Here is a 22740-nt window from a genome sequence, read left to right as displayed (position 1 = left end):
GCCTGCGCTCACGCCGGGCCTCCGGTGACGGCTCCTTCGCTGCGAAGCGCCCGGAAGCCTTACCCTCGGGGGGTATGTCATTCACCGTACATGACTACCCCCGGGGGTATGTTCGAGGTGTGAGTGGTGCCACCCTGGGTGGGGCGCGCTGGTGTCGCTACTGCTCGACCGGTGTCTCCGGTGTCGCCGCCCACGCCGCCAGCAACCGCAGCTTGTCCTGGTCGGGGGTGTTCGGGGCGCTGCTGTACGCGGTGAGGGTGAGGCCCGGCTGGGCGGGGAGCTCCATGGCGTCGAAGTCCAGGGTGAGCTCGCCGACGGCGGGGTGGCGGAAGGACTTGCGGCCGGTGCGGTGCAGGCGCACGTTGTGCTTGGCCCACGCCACGCGGAACTCGTCGCTGCGGGTGACGAGTTCACCGATCAGGCCGGTCAGCTCACTGTCGCCGGGAGCCCGCCCGGCCTCGGTGCGCAGCAGGGACACCGTGGTGTTCACCGACTCCTCCCACTCGGGGAAGAAGTCGCGCCCCGCCGGGTCGAGGAACTGGAAGCGGGCGATGTTGACCGGCTGCCGGGACACGTCGGCGTAGAGCGGGCCGTAGAGGGCGCGGCACAGCGGGTTGGCGGCGAGGATGTCCAGGCGGCCGTTGCGGATGAAGGCCGGGCAGTCGCTCATGGAGTTCAGCACACGCACCACGCTGTCCGGCAGGGGGCCGCGGCTGCGCCTGGAGCGGCGGGCGGGGCGCTTCGCGGCGGCGCGTGCCAGGTCGTACAGGTGCGCGCGCTCGGCGTCGTCGAGCTGGAGGGCGCGCGCGAGGGCGTCGAGGACCTCCTCGGAGGCGCCGGCCAGGTGCCCGCGCTCCAGCCGCACGTAGTAGTCGATGCTCACCCCCGCGAGCATCGCCACCTCCTCGCGGCGCAGCCCCGGCACCCGCCGATTCCCGCCGAACGCGGGCAGCCCCGCCTGCTGCGGGGTGATCTTGGCGCGTCGGGAGGCCAGGAACTCGCGGATGTCGCTCTCGGTGCTCACGTTTCCAGGCTAGGACGGCTCGGACACATGTGGGGGGTCCTGTCAGTACCCGTAACGACAGGACCTTCTCCACCCTCGTGACCTGCGGTTTCCTCGACATCGGCAGTCACGTCACCATATGGAGGAGAAGGAACATGCCCAAGCAGTCCGCCCCGCAGGAGCTCGCCGGGATCGCCCCGAAGCTCGTCGAGGTCACCAACGACGTCCTGTTCGGCGACGTCTGGGAGCGGCCGGGCCTCTCGCCCCGCGACCGCAGCCTGGTCACCGTCAGCGTGCTCGCGGCGCTCTACCGCGGCGAGCAGCTCGGCTACCACCTCGGCGTCGCCCTGGAGAACGGCCTGACCGTCGAGGAACTGTCCGAGGCCATCACCCACCTGGCGTTCTACGCGGGCTGGCCCAACGCCATGACCGCGATCAACCAGCTCAAGACGATCACTGAAACCGCGTGAACGGGTAGTGACGCGAACGGCGCCGCGGCCGAGGCCTACTCCATCTCGTTGACCAGCGCCTCGCCGCCCGCCCAGCGGCGTACCTGCTCGACGATCAGGCGCTCGGCGCGCGGCCGGAACGCCGCCGAGCCTCCGCCCACGTGCGGCGTGATGAGGACACCCGGCAGCGCGCGCAGCGGGTGGTCGGCGGGGAGCGGCTCGGGGGATGTGACGTCGAGGGCTGCGCGGAGCCGGCCGGTGCGGGCCTCGGCGAGCAGGGCGTCGGGGTCCAGGGTGCGGCCGCGGCCGATGTTGACGACGAGCGCGTCGTCCGGGAGCGCGGCGAGTTCGGCCGCGCCGAACAGGCCCACCGTGGAGGGATTCTCCGGCAGCACGAGCACCGCGATGTCCACCGTGGGCAGCAGCTCCGGAAGGTCCGTGACCGCGTGCACGTCGCTCTCCGGGCGGGCGCGGCGGGCCACGCGCACGACGGTCGCCTCGCACGCGAGCAGCCGCTGTTCGAGCGCCGCGCCGATGGACCCGTAGCCCACGATCGCCACCCGCGAGTCCGCGAGGGAACGCGTGAAGTGCGGCTCCCAGCGGCCCCCGTCCTGATCGCGCACCCACCGCGGCAGATCGCGCTGCGCGGCGAGCGTGAGCGCGAGGGCGTGCTCGGCGGCGCTCGCGTCGTGCAGCCCGCGCCCGTTGTGCAGCGCCACCCCCTCGGGAAGGAGTGGCCGCAGCTTCTCCACGCCGGCGCTCAACGACTGCACGGCGCGCAGCCCCGGGAGCTCAGGGAGCAGCTTCGTGGCCTCGGGCGTCGCGTACGGCATCACCCAGTAGCCGATCCGGGCGAGCTGCTCCGCGTCGAGCCCGACCGGAGACACCCCGTCCCACACATGCACGCGCACACCGTCCGGCCACGGGCCGTGCGCGCGGTCGAGTCCGGGCCAGGGCACCAGCACGTCCGGTGCCTCGGAACGGCCGCCGATGTGGGGGGACATGCGGGTGGAGTCATGGTTGGGCATACATGCACCTTTCCTGGCGGCATTGTCCGAAGCGCGGCAAATCACGGCTGCGTCAAGGCTGTTGACCTGACGACGTCCCGACCCTAACGTCTTTCCGTCCCACAGAACACTTTCCGCCCCACGGAAAAGTGTCTCGGAAAACCCTCACGGAAAACAGGAGGTGTGACGGATGACAGCGACGTCGTCCCGCGCCGCACGCGGCAGTGGATTCTGGTCGTCCACGCGGACCAAGCACATGATCCCGATCGCGTTCGTCACCTACTCGCTGGCGTATCTGGACCGCTCGAACTACTCGATCGGCTCGGCCGGCGGCATGGCCGATGACCTCCACATGTCCAGCGGCATGGACGCGCTGGTCGCCGCCTCCTTCTTCCTGGGCTACTTCTTCTTCCAGATCCCCGGCACCATCTACGCCGAACGCCGCAGCGCCCGCCGCCTCGTCGCGTACTCGACCATCGCCTGGGGACTGCTCGCCGCCGTCCAGGGCCTCCTGCACAGCCCGACACTCCTCGTCGCCGTCCGCTTCCTGCTGGGCGTGGTCGAGGGTGCCGTGATGCCGTCGATGGTGATGTTGCTCGGCCGCTGGTTCACCCAGCGCGAGCGCGGCCGCGCCAACACCTTCCTGATCCTGGGCAACCCCGTCACCGTGATGTGGCTCTCCGCCGTCTCCGGGCTGCTCATCGAGGCCACCAGCTGGCGCGAGATGTTCATCATCGAGGGCTTCCCTGCCGTGCTGTGGGGCCTGCTCTGCCTCAAGATGATCAAGGATCACCCCGAGGAGGCCGGATGGCTTGCCGAGAACGAACGGGCCGAGCTGGAAGCGGAGTTGGCCAAGGAGCCGACCGTCGCCGTGGCCCGCACCGCCGAGTACCGCAAGGTGCTCTCCTCGCGCCCCGTCCTCATCCTGGCCGCCCAGTACTTCTGCTGGTCGATCGGCGTGTACGGCTTCGTGTTCTGGCTGCCCTCCATCATCAAGGAGGCCTCGGGGCAGGGCATCGGCGCCACGGGGCTGCTCTCCGCGGTCCCGTACCTCTTCGCCTCGATCGCGATGCTCGTCAATTCCCAGCTCTCCGACCGCAGCGGCCGGCGCCGCGTGGCGATCTGGCCCTGGCTGGTGGTCGCGGCCGTCACGCTGTACGGCTCCTACCTCGCGCACTCCTCGTTCGCGATGTCCTTCGTGCTCCTGATCGTCGCCGGCCTGTGCCTGTACGCGCCCTACGGCCCCTACTTCGCGCTCGTCGCCGACCAGGCGCCCAAGAACGTCTCCGGCGCGGCCGTCGCCCTCGTCAACTCCTTCGGCGCCCTCGGCTCGTTCGTCGGCACGTACCTCGTCGGCTGGATCCGCGGCAGTTCCATGGGTGACATGGGGGCCTTCGCCGTCATGGCGATCGGCACGCTCGTCTCGGCCGCGCTGATGGCCTTCGTACGGCGGCCCAAGGCGCTCGAGGAAGCGGCTGCCAAGGTCGGCGAGACGCACGCCGCGTAAGCTTCGGCAGCGACCGGGCAACCGACTCGGCGACGAAACCACAGGTGGGGGAGGGCGTGAACGATGGCGGATGACATGCTCGGCCGGGGGCTCAGGCTGCTGACCACGCTCTCCCGGCACCCCGAGGGGCTCGGCGTCAGCGCCGCCGCGCGCGCCGCGGAGCTGCCGGTGAGCAGCGCCCACCGGCTGCTCGCCCGGATGACCGAAGAGGGCTTCGTCGTCCACGACCCCAGCGCCCGCACCTACGCGCTCGGACTGCGCGCCCTGGAGCTGGCGCACGGCTTCCACCGCACCCCGGCCGGGTACAACCATCTGCTCGGCCCCATGCGGCAGTTGGCCGAGCGCACCGGACTGGTCGTCATCGCGGGCATCCTCGACGGCGACCAGGTCCTCCTCGTCCGCTCCGTGCAGGGCAGCCAGCACCTGCAACTGCGCAGCGACGAGGGCACCCGCAACCCGTGGCACGCCACGTCGATGGGCAAGGCCCTCGTCGCCGCCAGGACCGAGGCCGACCGGGAGCGCCTGCTCGCGGGACCGCTGCCGCGCAGCGCGCCCAACACGATCAGTGACCCGGACGAGCTGCGGGCCGAACTGGACCGCGTCCGGAAGCTCGGCTGGGCGGAGGCCGAGGAAGAGAACGAGCGCGGGGTCCGCTCCATCGCCGTGTGCGTCCCCGCCACCGACCCGGACGGCGGGCCGCCCCAGCTCGCCCTCTCCCTCGGCGCCACCGTCGTCCTCACCGGCCGCGAGGAACTCCACGACATGGTGCCGCTGCTGCGGACGGCGGCGCGGGAGGCGGCGGCGTACGGCAGATGACCGTACGCACGCGTCACCGTTGGCGGCGCAGGTCCTTCAGCTGGGCCGACTGGGCCCGCAGTTTCCCGAGCATCCAGCCCTGGAACAGCCCGACGGCGAGGCCCGCGGCGACCGGGCCGTACTTGGCCAGGAGGGGCCCCGCGACGAGCGACAGGCCGTCGAGTTCGGCGGGTGCGGGCGCGGCGGTCGAGGTCTTGGACTGGGTGGCCGCGGCGGGGACCGCGCCGGTGGTGGGCTCCTGGCCGAGGAGCAGGTTCCCGAGGTTCTGCGCGAACTGCTGAAGGATCCGGTCCGAGACCGTGGCGATCGCGCCCTTGCCGAACTGGGCCAGCTTCCCGCGGATCAGCAGATCGGTGCTCAGCTGGAGGCGCGCACCCTCCGGCGCCTCCTCGATGTCCAGGACCACCTCGGCCTCGGCGTCACCGTTGCCGTGGGTGTCGGCGCCACTGGCGTGCACCCGCAGCCGGCGCTTCTCCGCGTCGACCTCCAGGAACCGCACCGTCCCCGCGTACGCGGCACCGATCGGGCCCACCTTGACCTTGACGGTGCCGCGCCAGGCATCGCCGTCCCGGCCGTCCAGCGTCGCGCCCGGCATGCAGGACGCCACCTTCTCCACGTCGCTGACGAGCGCGAACACCGCGTCCGGGGCGGCGTTGACGACGACGGTGTTGGTCAGCTGCATGCTGTCTCCTCGTTCGCGGTGCAGGTCTTGGCGCAGCCGGCGCGGCGGGCCGTGGCGCAGGAGCCGATGGCCTCGACGATGGTCTGGTAGCCGGTGCACCGGCACAGGTTGGCGGCCACGACCTCCCGGATCTCCTCCTTGGTCGCCTCCGGGCGTTCGGCGAGGAACCCGTCCGCGAGCATCAGGAAACCGGGTGTGCAGAAGCCGCACTGCAGGCCGTGGTGCTCGGTGAACGAGCGTTGCAGATCGCCCAGTTCACCGGTCGACGGGTCCGCGAGGGACTCGACCGTGCGGATCCGGGCGCCCTCGGCCTGCGCGGCGAACATCAGGCAGGCCCGCGCGGGCCGCTCGTCGACCAGGACCGTGCAGGCCCCGCAGATGCCGTGTTCGCAGCCGACATGGGTACCGGTCAGCCGCAGATCGTGGCGGAGCACGTCGACGAGCGTGCGGCGCGGCTCGGTGATCACCTCGTGCTCCTCGCCGTTGACGTTCAGCGTGAGCAGCAGCAGGTTGTCCGGGGTGGTGGTCATGCGGAGGGCTCCAGGTTCAGGGCGCGGTGCACGGTCTCCGGCGTCACGGGGGTGTGATCCAGTTCCACGCCGGTGGGGCGCAGCGCGTCGTTCACGGCGTTGAGGACCGCGGCGGGCGCGCCGATGGTGCCGCCCTCGCCCGCGCCCTTGGCACCGGTCTCGTTGAACGCGCACGGTGTTTCGAGGTGGTGGATGAGCACGTCGGGGATCTCGTGGGCGGTCGGCACCTTGTAGTCCATGAAGCTGGTCGCCGAGGGCTCGCCCTGCGCGTCGTACGTCACCTGCTCGAAGAGCGCGCCCGCGATGCCCTGGGCGATGCCGCCCCGGCACTGCCCCTCCACGACCTGCGGGTTGATGGCGACGCCGCAGTCCTCCACGCACACGTACCGCAGGATCTCCACCTGCCCGGTGCCTTGGTGGAGTTCGACGACGACCGCGTGGGTGGCGTTGGAGAAGGTGCCGTCGTTGAACACGTCGAAGGTGGCGGTGGCGCTCAGCCCCGGCTCGATGTCACGGGGGAGCAGGTGGGCGCGCAGGTACGCGATGTCGGCCAGCTCCTCGTACGTGAGGACGGTGCCGTCCGCGCGCCGCACACCTCCGCGCGTGATCTCCACCTCGCCGGCGCCGGTCTCCCAGAGTGCCGCCGCGATCCGGCGCAGCTTCTCGCCGAGCTTGGCCGCGGCGAGCCGCACCGCACTTCCGCCGATGGTGACGGAGCGGCTGGCGAAGGTGCCGTACCCGTACGTGATCCGGTCGGTGTCGCCCTGATGCAGCTTCACCTTGCCGAGTTCCAGGCCGAGTTCGTCCGCCGCGATCTGTGCGAGCGTCGTCTCGTGGCTCTGCCCGTGGCTCATCGTGCCGCTGGTGACGGTGACCGCCCCGCTGGTGTCCATCCGCACCTCGGAGATGTCGAAGCCGGGGACCACCTGCATCTTGCGCTGGGCGAAGGCCGTGGACCCGTAGCCGGTGCGCTCGCTGAAGCAGGAGTACCCGATGCCGAGGAACCGCCCCTCGGCCGCGGCGGCGGCCTGCTTCTCGTACCAGCCCTCGTCCTTGACGAGCCGCTCGCACAGGTTCAGCGACTCCAGGTAGGAGCCCGGGTCGTACGTGATGTTGTTGACGCCCGTGTACGGGAACTCGGTGATGACATTGCGGCGGCGCAGCTCGACCGCGTCGAGGCCCAACTCCCGGGCGGCGCGCTCGAAGAGACGCTCCATCACCATCACGTACTGCGGACGGCTCACCCCGCGGTACGGGGCGGTGGGCGCCTTGTTGGTGGTGACCGCCCGGCCGCGCACCCGGTAGGCGGGCACCTTGTAGACGCCGGGCATCTCCGCCGACGCCATCAGTGGCTCGATGCCGGCGGTGAACGGGTAGCAGGAGTACGCGCCCATGTCGCACACCACGTCCGCGTCGAGCCCCAGGATGCGTCCGTCGGCGTCGAAGGCGGCCCGCACGTCGTAGTGCTGCTCGCGGGCGAGGAACGAGGCGGACAGCGCGTCCTTGCGGTCCTCGATCCACTTCACCGGCCGGCGCAGCCGCAGCGCGGCGGCAGCGGCGGCGATCTCCTCGCGGCCCACCACGCATTTCTGGCCGAAGCCGCCGCCCATGTCGGGCACGACGACCCGCACCGCCCGCTCGTCCAGGCGCAGACAGCGCGAGGCCACCGTCCGCACCTGGTGCGGGACCTGGGTGCAGGTGTTGAGGACGAGCTGCTCCTCCCGGTCGTCCCAGTGGGCGACGGCGCCGCGTGTCTCCAGCGGCAGCGCGTTCTGCCGGCCGGTCCGGGACTCGACCCGCACGACACAGTCCGCGGTGTCGAAGACCTCGTCGATGCCGTCCGTGGCGAACAACGACACATCGACGAGGGTGTTGCGCGCGGCCTCCTCGTGGACGAGCGGGGCGCCGGGCTCCAGGGCCTCGTCCTCACAGGTCACGGGAGGCAGCGTCGTGTAGCGGACCTTGGCCGCCTCCAGGCCGTCCTCCGCCGCGTACGCGTCCCGAGCCACCACGATGGCGACGGGCTCGCCGACGTAGCGGACCCGGTCGCGGGCGAGCACCGGCATCGCGGTGGGCACGAACTCCGTGCGCGGGCGGCCGAGTTCGGCCGTGATGTCGGTGAGGTCCAGGTCCTCGGCCGTGTAGGCCGCGACCACGCCCGGCACCTCGCGCACCGCCGTCAGATCGACGGAGGCCAGCTCGCCGTGCGCGACCGTGCTGCGCACGAACTGGGCGTGCAGCATGCCGGGCAGCGCGATGTCGTCGACGAACCGGCCGCGCCCGGACAGCAGCCGCGGGTCCTCGCGGCGTGCCACCGACCGGCCGGTCAACTGCCCCGTGGTGTCTGCCGGATGTGTCATCGGCTCATCGCCTCCTCACAGGCACGCAGGACCAGCGTGCGGACGAGCTGCTTGCGGTAGTGCGTGCTGCCCGAGGCGTCCGACGGGGGCTCGACGGCGCCGGCCGCGGCCTCCGCGCAGTCGGCGAAGGTGCCGCCGCCCGTGAGTACCGCCTCCGCCTCCGGCACCCGGACCACCGAGGCAGCGACCCCGCCGAGTGCGACCCGGCCGCCGTGCGCCGAACCGCCCTCCACATCCAGGTCGACGGCCGCGGCGACCAGCGCGAAGTCGCCCTGGCGCTCGGCGAACTCGGTGAGCGCCGCGTGCGGGGCGGGGCGCGGGAAGACGATCTCGACGAGCAGTTCGTCGGGGTCGAGCACGCTGGTGTAGTAGCCGAGGAAGAAGTCCCCGGCCGCGATCCGGCGCTCGCCGCGCGGACCGCGGGCCACGAACTCCGCCCGCAGCGCGAGGGCGAGCAGACACCATTCGGCGGTCGCGTCGGCGTGCGCGATGCTGCCGCCGACGGTGCCCCGCGTACGGATGGGCAGGTGCCCGATCCACCGCATGGCCTCGCGCAGCACCGCGAACTCGTGACCGAGCACACCCTCCGGGTCGCTCTCCACCGTGTGATGGGTGGTGAGCGCCCCGATGTGCAGGGCGCCCGTGGCGTCACGGCGCATCCCGTGGAGTTCACGCAGTCCGGCGATGTCGACCAGGTGACCGGGCCGCGCGAGCCTGAAGTTCATCATGGCGACCAGGCTCTGGCCGCCGGCGATGACCTTCGCGTCGTCGCCGAGCTCGGCCAGGAGCCGCGTGGCGCCGTCGACGTCACGAGCCCTGTGATAGCCGAAGGGGGCTGGTTTCATGGTTCTCCTGGTCTCCCTGGTTTTCCTGTCGCGGTGTCGGTTGAGAGCCGTCCTGGTCCGTGTCGTCCAGCTCCCGGCCCTTCGTCTCCGGCGCCGCCACGGCCATCCAGCCGACGGCGAGGAGCACGGCCGCGCCGAGCACCGCGAACGTCAGCGGCAGGCCGAGCAGCGGCCACAGCACCGAGCCGAAGAGCAGCGGGGCGAAACCGGTGAGCGCCCGGCTGACCGAGGAGGCCCAGCCGAAGCCGCTGGCCCGCAGCTCCGTCGGGTACAGCTCGGAGACGTACGCGTACAGGGCGGGGATGGCGAGTTGGGCGAGGAAGCCGAACACACCGATGGTCACGACCGAGCCGGTCGGCATGTCCCGCACGATCGCGAAGATCACGAGGGCGAGCGAGGCGACGGGGGCCGAGACACCGATCAGCCACTTGCGGCCGACCAGATCGACCAGGGCCGTCGAGGCGAGCACACCGACGATGCCCACACCGCTCATCAGCGTCGTGCTCATGAACGCCGCGGTGTCACCCTGCCCCTCCTCCTTGAGGATCGAGGGCATCCAGCTCAGCGCCGCGTAGTACACGAGCATGATGGTGGCGAACAGCAGCCAGGCCGCCGAGGTGATGCGCGGGCTGAACGCCCAGATGTTGCGCAGCTGTTGGGCGGCCGCGGCCACCCCGCGCGGACCCTCGTCCGGGACCGGCTCGGGAATGACGTACGGCTCGACGGGCGCGCCCGTACGGGCCACCAGCTCGTCGATCACGGCCCGTGCCTCGGCCTCACGGCCCTTCTTGGTCAGGTAGATGGGTGACTCGGGGATGCCGCGGCGCGCCCAGAACAGCAGCAGCGCGGGCAGCACCATGGTGGCGAGCATCCACCGCCAGTTGCCGTCGAGGGTGAGCATGGCTGTGGACACGAGGCCGCACAAGGTGACACCCACCGGCCACCAGGCGTCGAGCGCGGTGAGGATCCGGCCCCGGTACTTGCGCGGCGAGAACTCGCCCACCAGCGCGTAGTCGACCGGGATGCAGCCACCGAGTCCGACGCCCGCGAGGAAGCGCAGCAGCAGGAATACGGGGTACGTGGGTGAGAGCGCGCCCAGGACCGAGAAGAGGGCGAATATCAGCAGGGTGACGCTGAACGCCTTCTTGCGGCCGATCCGGTCGGCGACCGCGCCCCAGGCGATGGCGCCGACGGCCATGCCCACCAGGTTGGCGGTGGCGACGAGCCCTCGGGCGCCGAGGGAGAGGTCGAAGTGCTGGCCCAGGAGCGGCATCAGGAAGCCGTTCAGGGCGATGTCGTACGCGTCGAAGAGGTAGCCGAGACCACCGATGATGAAGATCTTTCCCTGGACGTTCCATCTCCAGGGGAGATCCTGAACGATCTGATCGCCTGTTCTCACGTGCGCTCCACAGGGTCGTGTCGGGGACGAACTGCGACGGGAGGTGTGCGGGGCGGTGCGGTGGGACCGTCAGTGCGCGAACGATTCGGGGCCTGTTCGGCGCTGTCCGGGAATGAAGGTAATCCGAGCACGTACGATTGCCCTTGGCAAGGGGTCTCGCACGGAGTTAACGCGGTGGTTTCACGCGGCGTCCGGGCCGGCCAGCAGGCGGCCCGCGTCCGGCGCCACCGGCGGCAGGCCCAGCTCGGACAGGATCCGGAACGCCGTGGCGGTGGCAGCCGACAGAACCGGCAGCCCCAGCTCGTCCTCCACCGGCTGGATCGCCGGCAGGGACGGCATCTGGACGCACGCGGACAGCACCAGGGCCTCCGCGTCGCCGAGCTTCAGGCGCTTGTAGTGCTCGCGCAGGTCCTGCGGGTCGAGCCGGGCGACCGCCAGATTGTCCGGCACCTCGAGGCTCAGCGCGTCCACCACCTCGACGCCCGCGTCCTCGATGTAGTCGGCGACCTTGCGGGTCAGCGGCTTCATGTACGGGGTGACGATGGCGACCTTCTTCGCGCCGAGCGCGGCGATCCCGTCGAGCAGCGCGCCGGCGCTGGAGACCACGGGGACCAGAGCCTCCTGGCCGCGCAGCACATCCTTGATCTCGTCCTCGGCTGTGCAGTGGTGGCCTGGACCCTGCGCCATGATGGCGACGAGGCAGGCCGTGGCCACGACGTCGGGCCGGGCGTCGGCCAGCTCCAGGACGGCGCGCTCCGTCTGTGCGTTCATCGCCCGCAGCTCTTCGGGGGTGACGTGCTTCATGCGCATCCGGCTGCTGTGGAAGACGAAGCGGTCCTCGGGGGAGACGGCCTCGCGCGCCCGCATCAGGCGGGGGAGTTCGGTCTCCATCGTGAGGTTCGAGCTGGGGACGATCATCCCTATGTGGTGGTCCGGCATGTTTTGCTCCAAGTTTTGAGGCATGCCTGATGACGGCGGGTGCTCAGGTATCGGTGGTGTGAGGGGCGGTCAGTGCTCCTGGCCGAGCCGCTCCCAGTGGTCGGCGAGGACCGCGAGGTGCCGCAGGACGTCGGCGCGCTGCTCCGCCGGGATCGGCCGCAGCAGCTCCTCGTCGAGCTTGCGGGCCCGCAGGTTCGCGTCGTGCACGGTGGCGCGGCCCTCGTCGGTGAGGTTGAGGAGCTTGCGCCGGGCGTCGGCGGGGGAGGGGGTGCGGGACAGCAGGCCCCGGTTCTCCAGGCGGCGGGCGACGTCGGCCATCGTCGAGGTGTCGAGCGCGACCAGGTCGGCGATGGAACGCTGGTCGCAGCCGGGGTTCTCGCCGGTGATCTGCAGGACGGCGAACTGCGGCCCGGTCAGCGTCGCGTCGACGTCGTGCAGCCAGGCGGCGAGGTACGCCTGGTGCAGCCGGCGGGCCAGGAAGCCCGGGGCGTGGCTGAGTTCGTCGGGCGTGGCGACGTCGTCGGCCCGGTCGGGGGTGGAGGGCGAGGTCATGGCACCGCTGTCGTGTGGAGGGATCGAAGGGGCGTCCGGCTCCGGGGAGAGGGTCTGCCGCAGCGCGGTGCGCAGCAGGTCCAGGGCCGGTGCCGGGTTGTCCCAGAAGACCATATGTCCCGCGGCCGGGATGCGGACCGTGCGCGCCGCGGGGTTCGCGGCGGCGGCCTCCGCGGCGCCCTCGGCGGTGACGACCGGGCTGTTCTCCCCGTACAGCAGCGTGGTGGGAGCCGGTACCCGCGGCCACCAGTCGAAGAAGTCCTCGCTCTCGAAGCCCTGGTGGGCGCGCTCGATCGCCTCCAGGCCGCAGCTGGCGAGCCAGCGGGCCCGCAGTTCCAGCTCGCGGCGCGGCCAGGTCGGCCAGAAGGCGCCGACCTCGTCGGCGTCCGTGCCGCGCCGCGCCTGCGTCAGCTGGCGCGTGAAGGCGGCGAGCGTCGTCGGGTACGGTCCCCGGCCGGGGCCGCTCATCGGCGGGTCCACCAGCAGCGTGCCGCCGAGCGGGACCTGGCCCCGCACCGCGGTGGCGGCGGCGATCCGGGCGCCCATGGAGTGGCCGAACAGCACGGGGTCGGCCAGCTCCAACTGCTGGATCACGGCCTCCGTGTCGGCGGCGAGGGCGTCGAGGGAGTGGTCCTCCGCGTCGTCGCTGAGGCCGCGGCCGCGGATGTCGAGGACCAACGGCCGTGCCAGGTCCGTGAGTTCACGGGCGACGAAGTCCATGGTGACCGCCGGGCTGGTGATGCCGGGCAGGATCAGGAGGGGGACACCGTCGCCGCCGTAGTCCAGGACGTGCAGCCGCACGTCCCCGCTGCGGACCCAGCGGCCGGTGGCCGGGATGTCCGCGAGGTCGGCGAGCCCGGACTGTGTCACGAAACGCTCGGAGGGCGCGTCCATGATCTCAAACTCCCTTCGTCGTCAGGTACTTCACCATGTCCTCGTGGCCCACGACATCCCCGTACTTGGCCTGGATGTCGAAGAGCGCCGCCTCGTGCGGCCCCGCGGCCCGGTCGCCGCACGCCTCGGCGGGCACGAGCACCGGCCAGCCGTACTGCACCGCGTCCACCGCGGTCGCGCGCACGCAGCCGCTCGTCGTGGCGCCGCAGACGACCGCCGTGTCGCAGCCGAGACCGGTGAGCAGCGAGGCCAGCGCGGTGCCGAAGAACGCGGAGGCGCCCTTCTTCACGATGAACTGGTCCCCCTCCTCGTACGGCAGCCGGGGGTCGAGGGCGACGGCGTCACCGCCCTCGCGCAGGGCCCGCATACCGGGGGCCTTGGCGAGCCAGGTGACGGAGTCGCCCTCGGCCTCCGCGGCCGTGTAGGCGATGACCGTCCACACCACGGGTACGTTGCCGGCGCGGGCCGCGCGGACCAGTTCCGCCGTGGCCTCGACGGGGCCGGTCAGATCGCTGCCGGTGGCGAAACCCGGCTCGGTGAAACCGCGCGTCAGGTCGACCACGATCAGGGCGGGACGGTGGCCGCGGGCCACGGCGGCGCCGAATCCGGCGCGCTCGTAGACGCGGTCGGTGGCGGGGTCGTACGGGGTGGGCACGGGACCTCCAGGACGCGGGAACTGGCCGGGGCTTCGGCTCAGTGGTGGTGGCGGTAGGCGAAGGACTCGTCGTCGGACGTGTCCAGCGGGGTGCCGCGCCACAGCCACTCGTAGGAGACGTCGGACTCGCCGTCGTAGCGCTCGCCGAGCTTGGCGTCGCGGGCCTGCTGCTCGGGGCCGTCGGGGAAGCGGTAGAAGACCTGGTTGCGCAGTGAGGCCTGCTGCACCATCCCGGCGTGCCGGGCGCGGCGGTTGACGTAGCGCTGGAGCGCCCCGGCGATGCCCTCGCGGGTCACCGCGCCCAGCTCCTCGGCGAGCACGGCCCCGTCCTCCATGGCCTGGGACGCGCCCTGCGCCTGGTAGGGGAGCATCGCGTGGCAGGCGTCGCCGAGGAGGGCCACCCGGCCGTCGACCCAGTTCGGGTCGCGGCGGCGGTGGTAGAGCGGGAAGCAGGTGATGTCGCCCTTGGCCTTGGCGAGCATGGCCGGGGCGCGGTCGTCCCACTCCGCGTAGGCGTCGACGAGCATCTCGGTGCTGCCGGAGAAGGTCTTCTTCTCGCCGTACTCGTCCTTCCACGGGACGCAGCCGACGATGTTCAGCCACTCGCCGCCGCGGATCAGGTAGTGCACGAGGTGGCGTCCGGGGCCGTACCAGATGGTGCTCTGGTAGCGGTCGAACAGGAAGCGGGTGGCCGGGTCGGCCTGCAGCAGCTCGCCGGGGATCAGGGTGCGGAAAGCCATGTCGCCGGAGAACACCAGCGTGTCGTCGGCGCCGATCAGGTCGCGGACGCGGGAGTGGATGCCGTCGGCGCCCACCAGTACGTCGGCCTCGTGCCGGACGCCGTCGTCGGTGACCGCGACGGGACGGTCCGGGGACGTACGGTCCAGCTCCGCGACGCGCGCCCCGGTGACGATCTCGACGGCGGGCCCCGGACCCAGCGGGTCGGTGCACGCGTCGAGGATGGTGCGGTGCAGATCGGCGCGGTGGTAGTGCCAGTACGGGGCGTTGAACTCCTCCTGGACGCGGCGGCCCAGCGGGGTGAGTCCGATGATGCTGCCGTCCTGCCAGCGGCGGCGCACCTGGTCCTGCGGCTCGGTGCGGATGGCTTCCAGCTGCTTGCGCAGGCCGAGGCGCATCAGGACCCGGCTGGCGTTCGGCGCGGTCTGGATGCCGGCGCCCACCTCGCCGAGCTCGGGGGCCTGTTCGAGGACGGTGACGCGCAGTCCCTTGTGGCGCAGGGCCAGGGCGGCGGTGAGGCCGCCGAGACCGCCGCCGACGACGGTGACTTCGTAGGACTGGCTGAGAGGCAAGACTCCTCCAGGGATGCGGCGTTGGGGGATCGGGGGCGGATCTCAGCCTTCGACGAGGCGGCCGTCGGTGACGACGTCTGTGCCGTCAAGGCTGACCGTGCAGCCGCGCATCGCGATGTCGAGGTGGGCGTAGGAGTCGCGCTGGAGGTGCGGGTGCGGGCCCGTGGACCACAGGAAGTTGCCGGCGAAGGCGCGGGCGTCCATGCCCATCAGCTCGTCCTTGCCGTACATCGCGGTGGCGAACCAGTCGGCGGACTTCATCAGGCCCCAGCCCATGTGCGAGAGGCTGCGCGCCCACTTGTCGTGCGAGTCCTCGAAGAAGGTGTTCAGCAGCTTGGCCTCGGCGCCGCCGGTGACCTCTTGGATGTGGCCGCCCGAGACATGGAGCGTGACGGGCCGCTGCACGTACTCCTTGAACGGCAGCAGGATGTCCCCCTCGGCGAGCACGATCCGCCCGTCGGAGATCTCCGGCCAGCACAGCACCATCGTGCTCGGCCAGTGGTCCCAGCGGCCGGGGTCGTCGGCGAAGCCGGTCTGGAACTCGGGGTGGGAGTCGGCCAGTTGGACCGTCAGATCGGTGCCGGCCTCGGAGGTCACGCGCATGACGGACGAGGTGCGGACCCGGTCCACGCCCTCCTGGACGCGCACCTTGTCCTGCTCGGTCGGCAGGTTGCGGATGAGGACGTCGGGGGCGTCGCAGACGAAGATGATGCGGGTGCCGGTCTTGAGGATGTCCTGCTGCAGCGGGGCGTGGATGAAGCCCTCGCGGGTCAGGTCCACGACCAGGTCGGCCGCCTTCAACAGCTCCTGCGCGGCGGTGTCGTTGAGGACGGAGACGAGGCCGGGGCCCGCGCCGGTGTGCGTGCTGGGGAGCGGGGCGGGGCTGCCGCCGGGCACGGTGGCGGACACGACGTGCGCGCCGAGGCTCTTGGCGGCGCCGAACGCGGCGGCGACGTAGTCGCCACGGCTGCCGGGCTCGGAGAGCACGACGACGTGCTCTCCCTCGCGGACCTTGCACAGCTGCAGTTCACGGGTGAAGGCGTCGAGGACGTCGACGGACGAGAAGTCGAACATCGGGTGTTCCTCCGGGATACGAGCGCGGACGTACGGGGCACGTGCGGGTGGTGCGGAGGGTGCGAAGGCGTGCGGGATCGCCGCGGCGGACGCCGTACGGGGGCGTCGCCGGAGGTTCTCGCGAACCCGCCTGCCGAGATAATCCGAGCACGTACGATCTGGGAAATCAAGGGGTCGGGTGCCGGGGCGGGGTGACGAAGGGGATCCGGGGGAGCCGCGAGCCACTTGTGGCAACCCGACAATGTCTCGCCGGGGAATCGGTCGACTCCTTGCCTGATAACGCCACGGATCATTGACATGATCGCCGGGAGAGTGGATCGACAGCTATGTGGCATCTGAACAATGCGAGGAGGCTCAGGTGACCCGGAACGGTCATGTGCAGGTGACGGGGATCGGCGCGATGACGCCGCTGGGAGCCGATGCTCCGGCGACGTGGGCGGGGCTCCTCGACGGCAAGTCGGGGGTCCGGCTCCTGGAAGAGGAGTGGGCCGCGGAACTGCCCGTGCACGTCGCGGCCGGACTCGCGGTGGACCCGGCCTCGCTGCTGCCGCGCCCCGAGGCGAGGAAGCTGGACCGCGGTGAGCAGATGGCCCTCCTCAGCGCGCGCGAGGCATGGCAGGACGCGGGCGCCCCGCAGGTGGAGCCGGAGCGTCTCGCGGTCGTGATCGGCACCGGTACCGGAGGTGTGCTCACCACGCTCGGGCAGGACGACATCTTCGAACGCTCGGGAGCCCGCCGGCTCTCACCGTTCGCCGTCCCCATGCTCATGCCGAACGGCCCCGCGGCCTGGGTGAGCATGGACCTGGGCGCCAAGGGCGGCGCCAGGACGCCGGTGAGCGCGTGTGCGTCCGGCGCGGAGGCGCTCGCCATGGGGCAGGACCTCATCCGGGCCGGACGGGCGGACGTGGTGGTCGCCGGTGGTGTGGAGGCGTGCCTGCACCCCTTCACGCTCGCGGCGTTCGCCCAGATGAAGGCCCTGTCGACGCGGTCCGACGCCCCGGAGGCGGTGTCCCGCCCCTTCGACACCGGGCGGTCCGGGTTCGTCATGGGCGAGGGCGCGGGGATGGTGGTGCTCGAACGCCCCGAGTTCGCGCGGGCCCGCGGCGCACGCGCCCACGGCACGCTGGCCGGCAGCGCCGTGACGTCGAGCGCCGACCACATCACGGCGTCCGATGCGGACGGCCAGTCCTTCGCCATGAACCTGGCGCTGCGCGACGCGGATGTGACCCCGGCGGACATCGGGGTCGTACACGCCCATGCCACCTCCACGGAGTCCGGTGACGTGGCGGAGGCCGAGGCGATCGGCCGCGTGATCGGACGGCACGCCGCCGTCACCGCGACCAAGTCGATGACCGGTCACATGCTGGGCGCGTCCGGAACGGTGGGCGCCATGACTGCCCTCCTCGCCCTCAGGGACGGCACCGTCCCCGCCACACGCAACCTCGACACACTCGACCCGCGCGTGGACCTCGACGTGGTCCGCGGCGAGCCGCGTTCGGGGCAGTGGACGGCGGCGCTGGCCAACTCGTTCGGCTTCGGCGGGCACAACGTCAGCCTGGTGTTCACGGGCTGAGCGGCCCTACGTGGCGTGTGTGCGGGCCACGAACAGCGGCTGGAAGAAGCCGGATTCCTCCGGCGCACGCCACGCGCCGTCCACGAATCCGGCCTCCGCCGCGAGCCCGGCCAGCCGCTCCTGACCGAAGGCCCAGTAGGTGGCGCGACGCACCCGGACACACCAGTCGTCGCCTCCGTCCGGGAGGAGCTGAAAGTGTTCCAGGTCGTAGTGCTCGCCGTCCTCGTGCCAGTGCCAGAGCTGAAAGGTGACCGTCCGCCCGGCGTCGGCCCGCTCGTGGTGGACCTGCGGAGGGGGCTGAGGTCGGTCCCGGTGGCGTGATGCCCGCGCAGGGCGAGTCCGATGGACTGCGTGCCGATGCCGCAGGAACAGTCGAGCACCTCGGCGCCGCCCCGGCCGATCACGGAGTCCAGGGCCGCGCCCTGCCGCCGCAGACTCCCGTCCCAGTCCGGGTAGATCAGGTGGTAGTCGTCGGCCAGTTCGTCGTAGAAACGTGCCACGGGGGTCTTCTCGGGCATGGCCAGAGCGTAGCGGCGCCGCGCCTCAGCCGCGCCGCCGGAGCCACTGCCCGAACGACCGTCGCGGCGGACGTACCACCACGCTGCCGTGGGACTTGGAGCCGACGAGCTCGATGCGCAGGGTGACGGGCGCGTCCGGATCCACGCGCTGGTCCCGCCTCTTGAACTTGCAGTGGGCGAGCTGCAGGCCGTCGGTGTCGACCGTGATGCCTGGCCGCGTGACCAGCGTCAGCCGCTTCCCGACCATCGTCGAGTCGATGACCAGCGTGTCGTGGGTGACCACGGCCTCGGAGAAGTCGAGCGTCACCTCGCAGAAGGTCACCGCGAGTTCCAGCCTGCGCGGCACCACCCAGCGCCCCCGGCGTTCGACGGCGCCGCTGTGCGCCTGCTCGATCCGGACGACGTCCTTGGCCTCGGCCACGGGCCGCAAGTCGGCGGTGAGCGGCGCCAGTTCGCTCATGGTCCGCGCCGACAGGGCGACCTCGAGACGCTCGTCCAGCTCCTCAGCGGTCAGCATGCCGTCCCCCGCCGCGACGCGCAGCACGTCCACGACCCGGTCGCGGTCGGCATGCGAGGCCCGCAGTTCGGACGACGACGGCCCGGAACCAGGTTTGCCTCCGCTGGGCGAGATCTCTCCCGACATGTTCCCCTCCTGACGGCGGCCGTCGACAGGTTGCCGCACCTGCACCCGTGGCACCGTACCGTGACCCGGCCCTACGCCAGCTCCGGCTGCGGATCCGCCGTCCCCGCCTTCGACGGGCGCGGCGGTGGCGGAGGCGTGGCCTGCGGTCCCCACTGCCGCACCGTCCGTACGTAGAGGATGACCACGGAACCCGTCAGCAGGAGGAGCAGCGGACCGAACGCCCAGGGGTGTGCGGCCATGTGGGTCGGGAGGTAGCGGTAGGACACGAGGAGCAGGGTGAGGACGGCCGTCCCGTAGCTCACCATCAGCGTGGCGTGGCGGTCCCAGCCGCGGGCGAAGGCGCGCATCGCGGCCTCGATGGACAACGCGAAGACCGTGCCGGCGAGCAGGTCCACGCCGTAGTGGTAGCCGAAGCCCAGCGTCGCCGTGAGCGTGCCGACCAGCCAGAAGGTGCCCGCCCAGCGCATGGCGCGGGAGCCCTCGCGGGTGTGGATGAAGAGCGTGATGGCCCACGCGGTGTGCAGGCTCGGCATGCAGTTGCGCGGCGTGATCTCGTCGAACGGGAAGGGATGCGGCGCACCGATCGCCGGGAAGGTGTCCGGCCAGATGTTCGTCACCGCCCAGTGGCCGCCGTCGGGGCCGAAGGCGTAGAGCGGTCCGACGACCGGGAAGATCATGTAGATGGCCGGCCCGAGGAGACCGATGGCCAGGAAGGTGCGCACCAGATGGTGGGCGGGGAAGCGGCGTTCCGTCGCCACGTGGCGCAGCTGGTAGAGGCCGACGAGGGCGGCGGCCAGCGGCAGTTGGCCGTAGACGAGGTGGAGGAAGCCGCTGCTGAGCGGAGAGGTGGCTTCGACGAGCCGGCCGACCAGCCACGAAGGGTTGGCGAGCGCGTGATCGGCGGTGGCGACGTACTGGTCGAGGACCGTCGGACGGGTCTTGGACGTGATCAGCAGCCACGTGTCGCCCGTCTTGTGGCCGAAGACCAGCAGCAGTCCGAGCCCCGAGCCCTTGAGGAGGACCGATCTCTCCCGGCCCGTGCGGCGTACGAGGGCGAAGATCGCGACGCCCAGGATCACCCACAGCGCGCCGTTGCCGAAGCTCAGTTCGGCGCCGACGATCAGCCGCACGAGCAGGAAAACGATGTCGACGGCGATCGCCGTACACGCCGCGATCAGCCGCTGCCGCCAGGTGAGCACCACCATCGTGAGCGCCAGGCCGGCGTAGAGCAGCGGCCCCGAGTGCGGCGCGAAGATCACCTCCTGGGCCTCTACGGTGATCGGCCCCGGCTGCCCGTAGCGGCGCGCCACGAACTCCAGGGCGATGTGGAAGCCGAGCGTCGCCAGACCGGCCGCGATCCACAAAAGGGTGCGCGGCTGTCGCCAGGCGGGAGGCCGGGGCTCGGCGCCGCGCTGGTGCGGCACGGGTATGGGAGGTGGTGTGGTCTTCAATTGTCCGACTTGGTGGCTCGGTTCGGGCTGCGGGCAACTGCGACGATCTGGGTGATCGTCGCAGTTCGAACATGCTAACGGGGGGTGGCCCCGGTAGGTAGAGGCACGTCCGGGGCTACTCCGCGGGCAGCACCTTCGCCAGGGAGCGCAGCACCGGTTCCCTTCGGACGTCGATGTGTGCGTAGGTGAGCGCCTCGGCGAGCCGGGGGCGGCCGTCGCCGATCGCCCGGCAGATCTGCTCGTGCTCGGCGCGGTGCTGTTCGGCGCCGCGCTCGGTGGCCGTGATCCGGAACAGCCAGTGCATCAGGCCGAGCGAGCGCTGGAACGAGGACTGGAGCAGCCGGTTGCCCGTCATCGTGATCAGCTCGGCGTGGAAGGCCGTGTTCGCGGCCGCGATACCGGCCTGGTCCGCGCTCCGGGTCGCCGCCTCCGCCTCGGCCATCACGGTCCGCAGGCTGCCGTGGTCGCCCCCGTCCGCGACGAGCTCCGCCGAGCGGCGGGCCGCGAACACCTCCAGGCTCAGGCGCAGGTCGAAGAGTTCCTCGACGTCCCGGAGGGTCAGGCGGCGCACGCGGGCGCCGCGCCGCGGCTCCAGTTCGACGAGCCCCTCGGCCGCGAGCCGCATCAGCGCCTCGCGCACCGGAACCCGCGAGACACCGAGCGCCTCCGCCAGCTCGCGCTCCCGCAGCCGCGAGTCGGGCGGATGCGCGCCGGAGTGGATGCCGGCCCGGATCAGCTCCTCGGTGCGCTCCACCTGCGAGGCGGAACCGGGGGCTGGGCCGGCTCCGCTACCGGTCGCGGCTCGGGCGCGTTCCGCCGTGAGTGTCACGAGGACGGCCCGCTCTCGGGCGCGGCGGAGCCGGACGCCCGGAACGCGGGGAACGTCGGCGGGAAGAGCGTGCCGGTCGCACGGCGCTCGGTGTCGCGTTCGCTGTAGGCCGCGCGCATCTTCTCGAACAACACCTGCGCCTCGCGCGCCAGTCGCGGCAGATCCGTGCCGGGCAGCGCGCCGTCGACCAGGACCGGGTTGCCCGCGACGACCGAATTGGTGGCCTGCCGCGCCGTGCCGTTGAGCAGGAACGTACGGACCGGGTCGTCCATGACCCCGTCGCGGATGTCGTCCAGGGAGAAGGCGACCAGGTCCGCCTGCGCGCCGACGGCGATCCGGCCCAGGTCCTCGCGGCCCAGGGCGCGGGCGCCGCCCAGGGTGGCCGCCTCCACGTAGTGCTCGGCGGGCGCGGCGTCCGAACGCCCCTCGGCGATCTTCGCCAGGTGGACGCCGACGTCCATGCCGCGGATCAGGTCGGGCGGGAACGAGTCGGTGCCCAGGCACAGGTTGACGCCGGCCTCCCGGTAGGCGCGGAACGAGTGCAGCATCTCGCCGTAGCGCAGCGACGTCTGCGGGCAGTGGATCACCGAGATGCCGCCGGCGGCGAGCAGCGCCAGGTCCCCGCGGTCCTCGCCGTGCACGGACGGGTGCCGGTCGAGCAGCACCGTGTGCGGGATGAGCAGGTTCGCGCTCAACAGGCCGTGCTTGTCGAGGAGTTCGAGGGGCGTCAGGCCGTCGTGCCGACGCTGGATGATCTCGCGTTCGGCCAGACCCTGGAGCGCGTGCAGCCGGATCAGGGTCCCGCGCTCGCGCCCGATGCGGGCCGTCTCGCCGAGCAGTTCCTCGGTGAGTGTCTCGATGCGGCAGGGGAGCAGGACGCCGGTGAGCAGCGGGTCGTTCAGCTCGTCGAGGTGGTCCAGGAAGCGGACGGCGTCGCGCAGTCCCGCGCGGCCCTCCTCCTCGTCGAAGGCCACGTCGCGGGTGCCGTCGGGCAGCACGACGTTGACCCCGGAGCGGTAGGCCGGGCCGAGGTAGCCGCGCAGGCCGATGCGGCGCGCGGTCTCCGCCATGTCGACCAGCTCGTCGTAGGGCTCCGCCCAGCGGCTGTGCACCTCGGAGGCGATCGGCATGAAGGTGGTGATGCCGTGCAGGGCGAGCTGGGCGAGCGCGTACTCGCGGACGGTGGCTCGCTCCTGCGGCGTGAACACGTCGTGGCGGCGATGGGTGAAGTAGTCCAGGGACCACTGGAGCCCCTTGCCCCGCTCCGGCCCGGCCCAGGAGTCGAGGACGAGGTGGTCGATGTCGGTGAGCGCGTCGAGGTCGATGAGGCCGGGCATCACCAGGGACTCGCCCAGGTCGCGCTCCACGTCGACCTCGCCCTCGTAGCGGGGCCCGACGTAGATCACGGTGTCGTCCTGCCACACCACCTCGCCGTCCCGCAGCAGCGCGTGGCCGCCGTCCTGGTGGGCGAGGACGTGTCGGGCGCGCCAGCGGGTGCGCATAAGTGCCTCCTGGGGTGGCGGTGTTGTGGACGCGGCTGATCGTACGAGCTGGTATACCGGCTTGGGAAGAGGGGGCTGTGGAGGTGCCCGCCAGGTAACAGTGAACTGCTCGCGCGTAACGATATGTCCATCTGTGGGGCTTAGTTCAGGCGGCCGGTATACCAAATTGCCATTACCTCTATCGCTGCCCGACTCCGCTGGT

The 22740-nt window shown here is 71.6% G+C and carries 21 protein-coding genes; 4 read left to right on the top strand and 17 right to left on the bottom strand.

Annotated features, from left to right (window positions below):
- Positions 1 to 157 precede the first annotated feature (157 nt).
- The gene (locus ACZ7L4_RS25675; protein ID WP_472105996.1) at positions 158 to 1024 is read right to left on the bottom strand and encodes a helix-turn-helix transcriptional regulator; all 867 of its coding nucleotides are present in this window, start codon (positions 1022 to 1024) and stop codon (positions 158 to 160) included.
- Between the two features lie 134 nt (positions 1025 to 1158).
- Between ACZ7L4_RS25675 and ACZ7L4_RS25670 the strand changes: the two genes are divergently transcribed.
- Entirely contained in the window at positions 1159 to 1473 is a 315-nt protein-coding gene (locus ACZ7L4_RS25670) for a carboxymuconolactone decarboxylase family protein (protein ID WP_472105994.1), read from the top strand.
- 35 nt (positions 1474 to 1508) lie between these two features.
- Here ACZ7L4_RS25670 and ACZ7L4_RS25665 read toward each other — a convergent pair whose 3' ends face one another.
- On the bottom strand, positions 1509 to 2480 hold the full coding sequence (locus tag ACZ7L4_RS25665) for a 2-hydroxyacid dehydrogenase (protein ID WP_472105992.1): 972 nt from the start codon (positions 2478 to 2480) through the stop codon (positions 1509 to 1511).
- Between the two features lie 169 nt (positions 2481 to 2649).
- Here ACZ7L4_RS25665 and ACZ7L4_RS25660 point away from each other — a divergent pair, with 169 nt between their 5' ends.
- Positions 2650 to 3966, top strand: coding sequence for an MFS transporter (locus tag ACZ7L4_RS25660; RefSeq protein WP_472105990.1), 1317 nt, complete (start codon positions 2650 to 2652; stop codon positions 3964 to 3966).
- Between the two features lie 63 nt (positions 3967 to 4029).
- A complete protein-coding gene (locus tag ACZ7L4_RS25655; RefSeq protein WP_472105988.1) occupies positions 4030 to 4782 on the top strand; it encodes an IclR family transcriptional regulator in 753 nt (250 codons plus the stop codon).
- A 13-nt stretch (positions 4783 to 4795) separates the two neighbouring features.
- Here the strand turns inward: ACZ7L4_RS25655 and ACZ7L4_RS25650 are convergent, their stop codons facing one another.
- The 10 genes from ACZ7L4_RS25650 to ACZ7L4_RS25605 form a co-directional block, all read right to left on the bottom strand.
- On the bottom strand, positions 4796 to 5464 hold the full coding sequence (locus tag ACZ7L4_RS25650) for an SRPBCC family protein (RefSeq protein WP_472105986.1): 669 nt from the start codon (positions 5462 to 5464) through the stop codon (positions 4796 to 4798).
- Positions 5455 to 5994, bottom strand: a complete 540-nt coding sequence (locus ACZ7L4_RS25645; protein WP_472105984.1) for a (2Fe-2S)-binding protein — start codon at positions 5992 to 5994, stop codon at positions 5455 to 5457. Before ACZ7L4_RS25645 ends, ACZ7L4_RS25650 begins: the two co-directional genes overlap by 10 nt.
- A complete protein-coding gene (locus tag ACZ7L4_RS25640) occupies positions 5991 to 8354 on the bottom strand; it encodes a xanthine dehydrogenase family protein molybdopterin-binding subunit (protein WP_472105982.1) in 2364 nt (787 codons plus the stop codon). Before ACZ7L4_RS25640 ends, ACZ7L4_RS25645 begins: the two co-directional genes overlap by 4 nt.
- Positions 8351 to 9199, bottom strand: coding sequence for an FAD binding domain-containing protein (locus tag ACZ7L4_RS25635; RefSeq protein WP_472105980.1), 849 nt, complete (start codon positions 9197 to 9199; stop codon positions 8351 to 8353). Before ACZ7L4_RS25635 ends, ACZ7L4_RS25640 begins: the two co-directional genes overlap by 4 nt.
- A complete protein-coding gene (locus ACZ7L4_RS25630; RefSeq protein ID WP_472105978.1) occupies positions 9162 to 10598 on the bottom strand; it encodes an MFS transporter in 1437 nt (478 codons plus the stop codon). Before ACZ7L4_RS25630 ends, ACZ7L4_RS25635 begins: the two co-directional genes overlap by 38 nt.
- A gap of 180 nt (positions 10599 to 10778) precedes the next feature.
- Positions 10779 to 11537 carry a maleate cis-trans isomerase family protein gene (locus ACZ7L4_RS25625; RefSeq protein ID WP_472105976.1) on the bottom strand — a complete coding sequence of 253 codons (759 nt, stop codon included), beginning with the start codon at positions 11535 to 11537 and terminating at the stop codon, positions 10779 to 10781.
- Between the two features lie 69 nt (positions 11538 to 11606).
- Positions 11607 to 12983 (bottom strand): alpha/beta fold hydrolase, encoded by a 1377-nt coding sequence (locus ACZ7L4_RS25620; RefSeq protein ID WP_472105974.1) that lies wholly within the window; start codon positions 12981 to 12983, stop codon positions 11607 to 11609.
- A gap of 4 nt (positions 12984 to 12987) precedes the next feature.
- The gene (locus ACZ7L4_RS25615; protein WP_472105972.1) at positions 12988 to 13638 is read right to left on the bottom strand and encodes an isochorismatase family protein; all 651 of its coding nucleotides are present in this window, start codon (positions 13636 to 13638) and stop codon (positions 12988 to 12990) included.
- Between the two features lie 38 nt (positions 13639 to 13676).
- Entirely contained in the window at positions 13677 to 14948 is a 1272-nt protein-coding gene (locus ACZ7L4_RS25610; protein WP_472105970.1) for an FAD-dependent monooxygenase, read from the bottom strand.
- 42 nt (positions 14949 to 14990) lie between these two features.
- The gene (locus ACZ7L4_RS25605) at positions 14991 to 16022 is read right to left on the bottom strand and encodes a 2,5-dihydroxypyridine 5,6-dioxygenase NicX family protein (RefSeq protein ID WP_385757250.1); all 1032 of its coding nucleotides are present in this window, start codon (positions 16020 to 16022) and stop codon (positions 14991 to 14993) included.
- A 358-nt stretch (positions 16023 to 16380) separates the two neighbouring features.
- On the opposite strand from ACZ7L4_RS25605, the gene ACZ7L4_RS25600 reads away from it, so the two are divergent.
- Positions 16381 to 17595, top strand: a complete 1215-nt coding sequence (locus tag ACZ7L4_RS25600) for a beta-ketoacyl-[acyl-carrier-protein] synthase family protein (protein ID WP_472105967.1) — start codon at positions 16381 to 16383, stop codon at positions 17593 to 17595.
- Between the two features lie 6 nt (positions 17596 to 17601).
- Here the strand turns inward: ACZ7L4_RS25600 and ACZ7L4_RS25595 are convergent, their stop codons facing one another.
- The 5 genes from ACZ7L4_RS25595 to ACZ7L4_RS25575 all read right to left on the bottom strand — a co-directional run bounded on the left by ACZ7L4_RS25595 (position 17602) and on the right by ACZ7L4_RS25575 (position 22538).
- Positions 17602 to 17748, bottom strand: coding sequence for a hypothetical protein (locus ACZ7L4_RS25595; RefSeq protein WP_472105965.1), 147 nt, complete (start codon positions 17746 to 17748; stop codon positions 17602 to 17604).
- A 390-nt stretch (positions 17749 to 18138) separates the two neighbouring features.
- Positions 18139 to 18756: a DUF1707 SHOCT-like domain-containing protein gene (locus ACZ7L4_RS25590; RefSeq protein ID WP_472105963.1), complete on the bottom strand. Its 618-nt coding sequence runs from the start codon at positions 18754 to 18756 to the stop codon at positions 18139 to 18141.
- A 71-nt stretch (positions 18757 to 18827) separates the two neighbouring features.
- Complete coding sequence (locus tag ACZ7L4_RS25585) at positions 18828 to 20180, bottom strand: phosphatase PAP2 family protein (RefSeq protein ID WP_472105961.1); 1353 nt, start codon at positions 20178 to 20180, stop codon at positions 18828 to 18830.
- Between the two features lie 142 nt (positions 20181 to 20322).
- The gene (locus ACZ7L4_RS25580; RefSeq protein WP_472105959.1) at positions 20323 to 20961 is read right to left on the bottom strand and encodes a GntR family transcriptional regulator; all 639 of its coding nucleotides are present in this window, start codon (positions 20959 to 20961) and stop codon (positions 20323 to 20325) included.
- Positions 20962 to 21032: 71 nt separating this feature from the next.
- Entirely contained in the window at positions 21033 to 22538 is a 1506-nt protein-coding gene (locus ACZ7L4_RS25575; RefSeq protein ID WP_472105957.1) for a chlorohydrolase family protein, read from the bottom strand.
- Positions 22539 to 22740: the final 202 nt, after the last annotated feature.

Source organism: Streptomyces sp. NPDC107575 (assembly GCF_055657265.1).
This window is presented reverse-complemented; position numbering and strand designations above follow the sequence as displayed.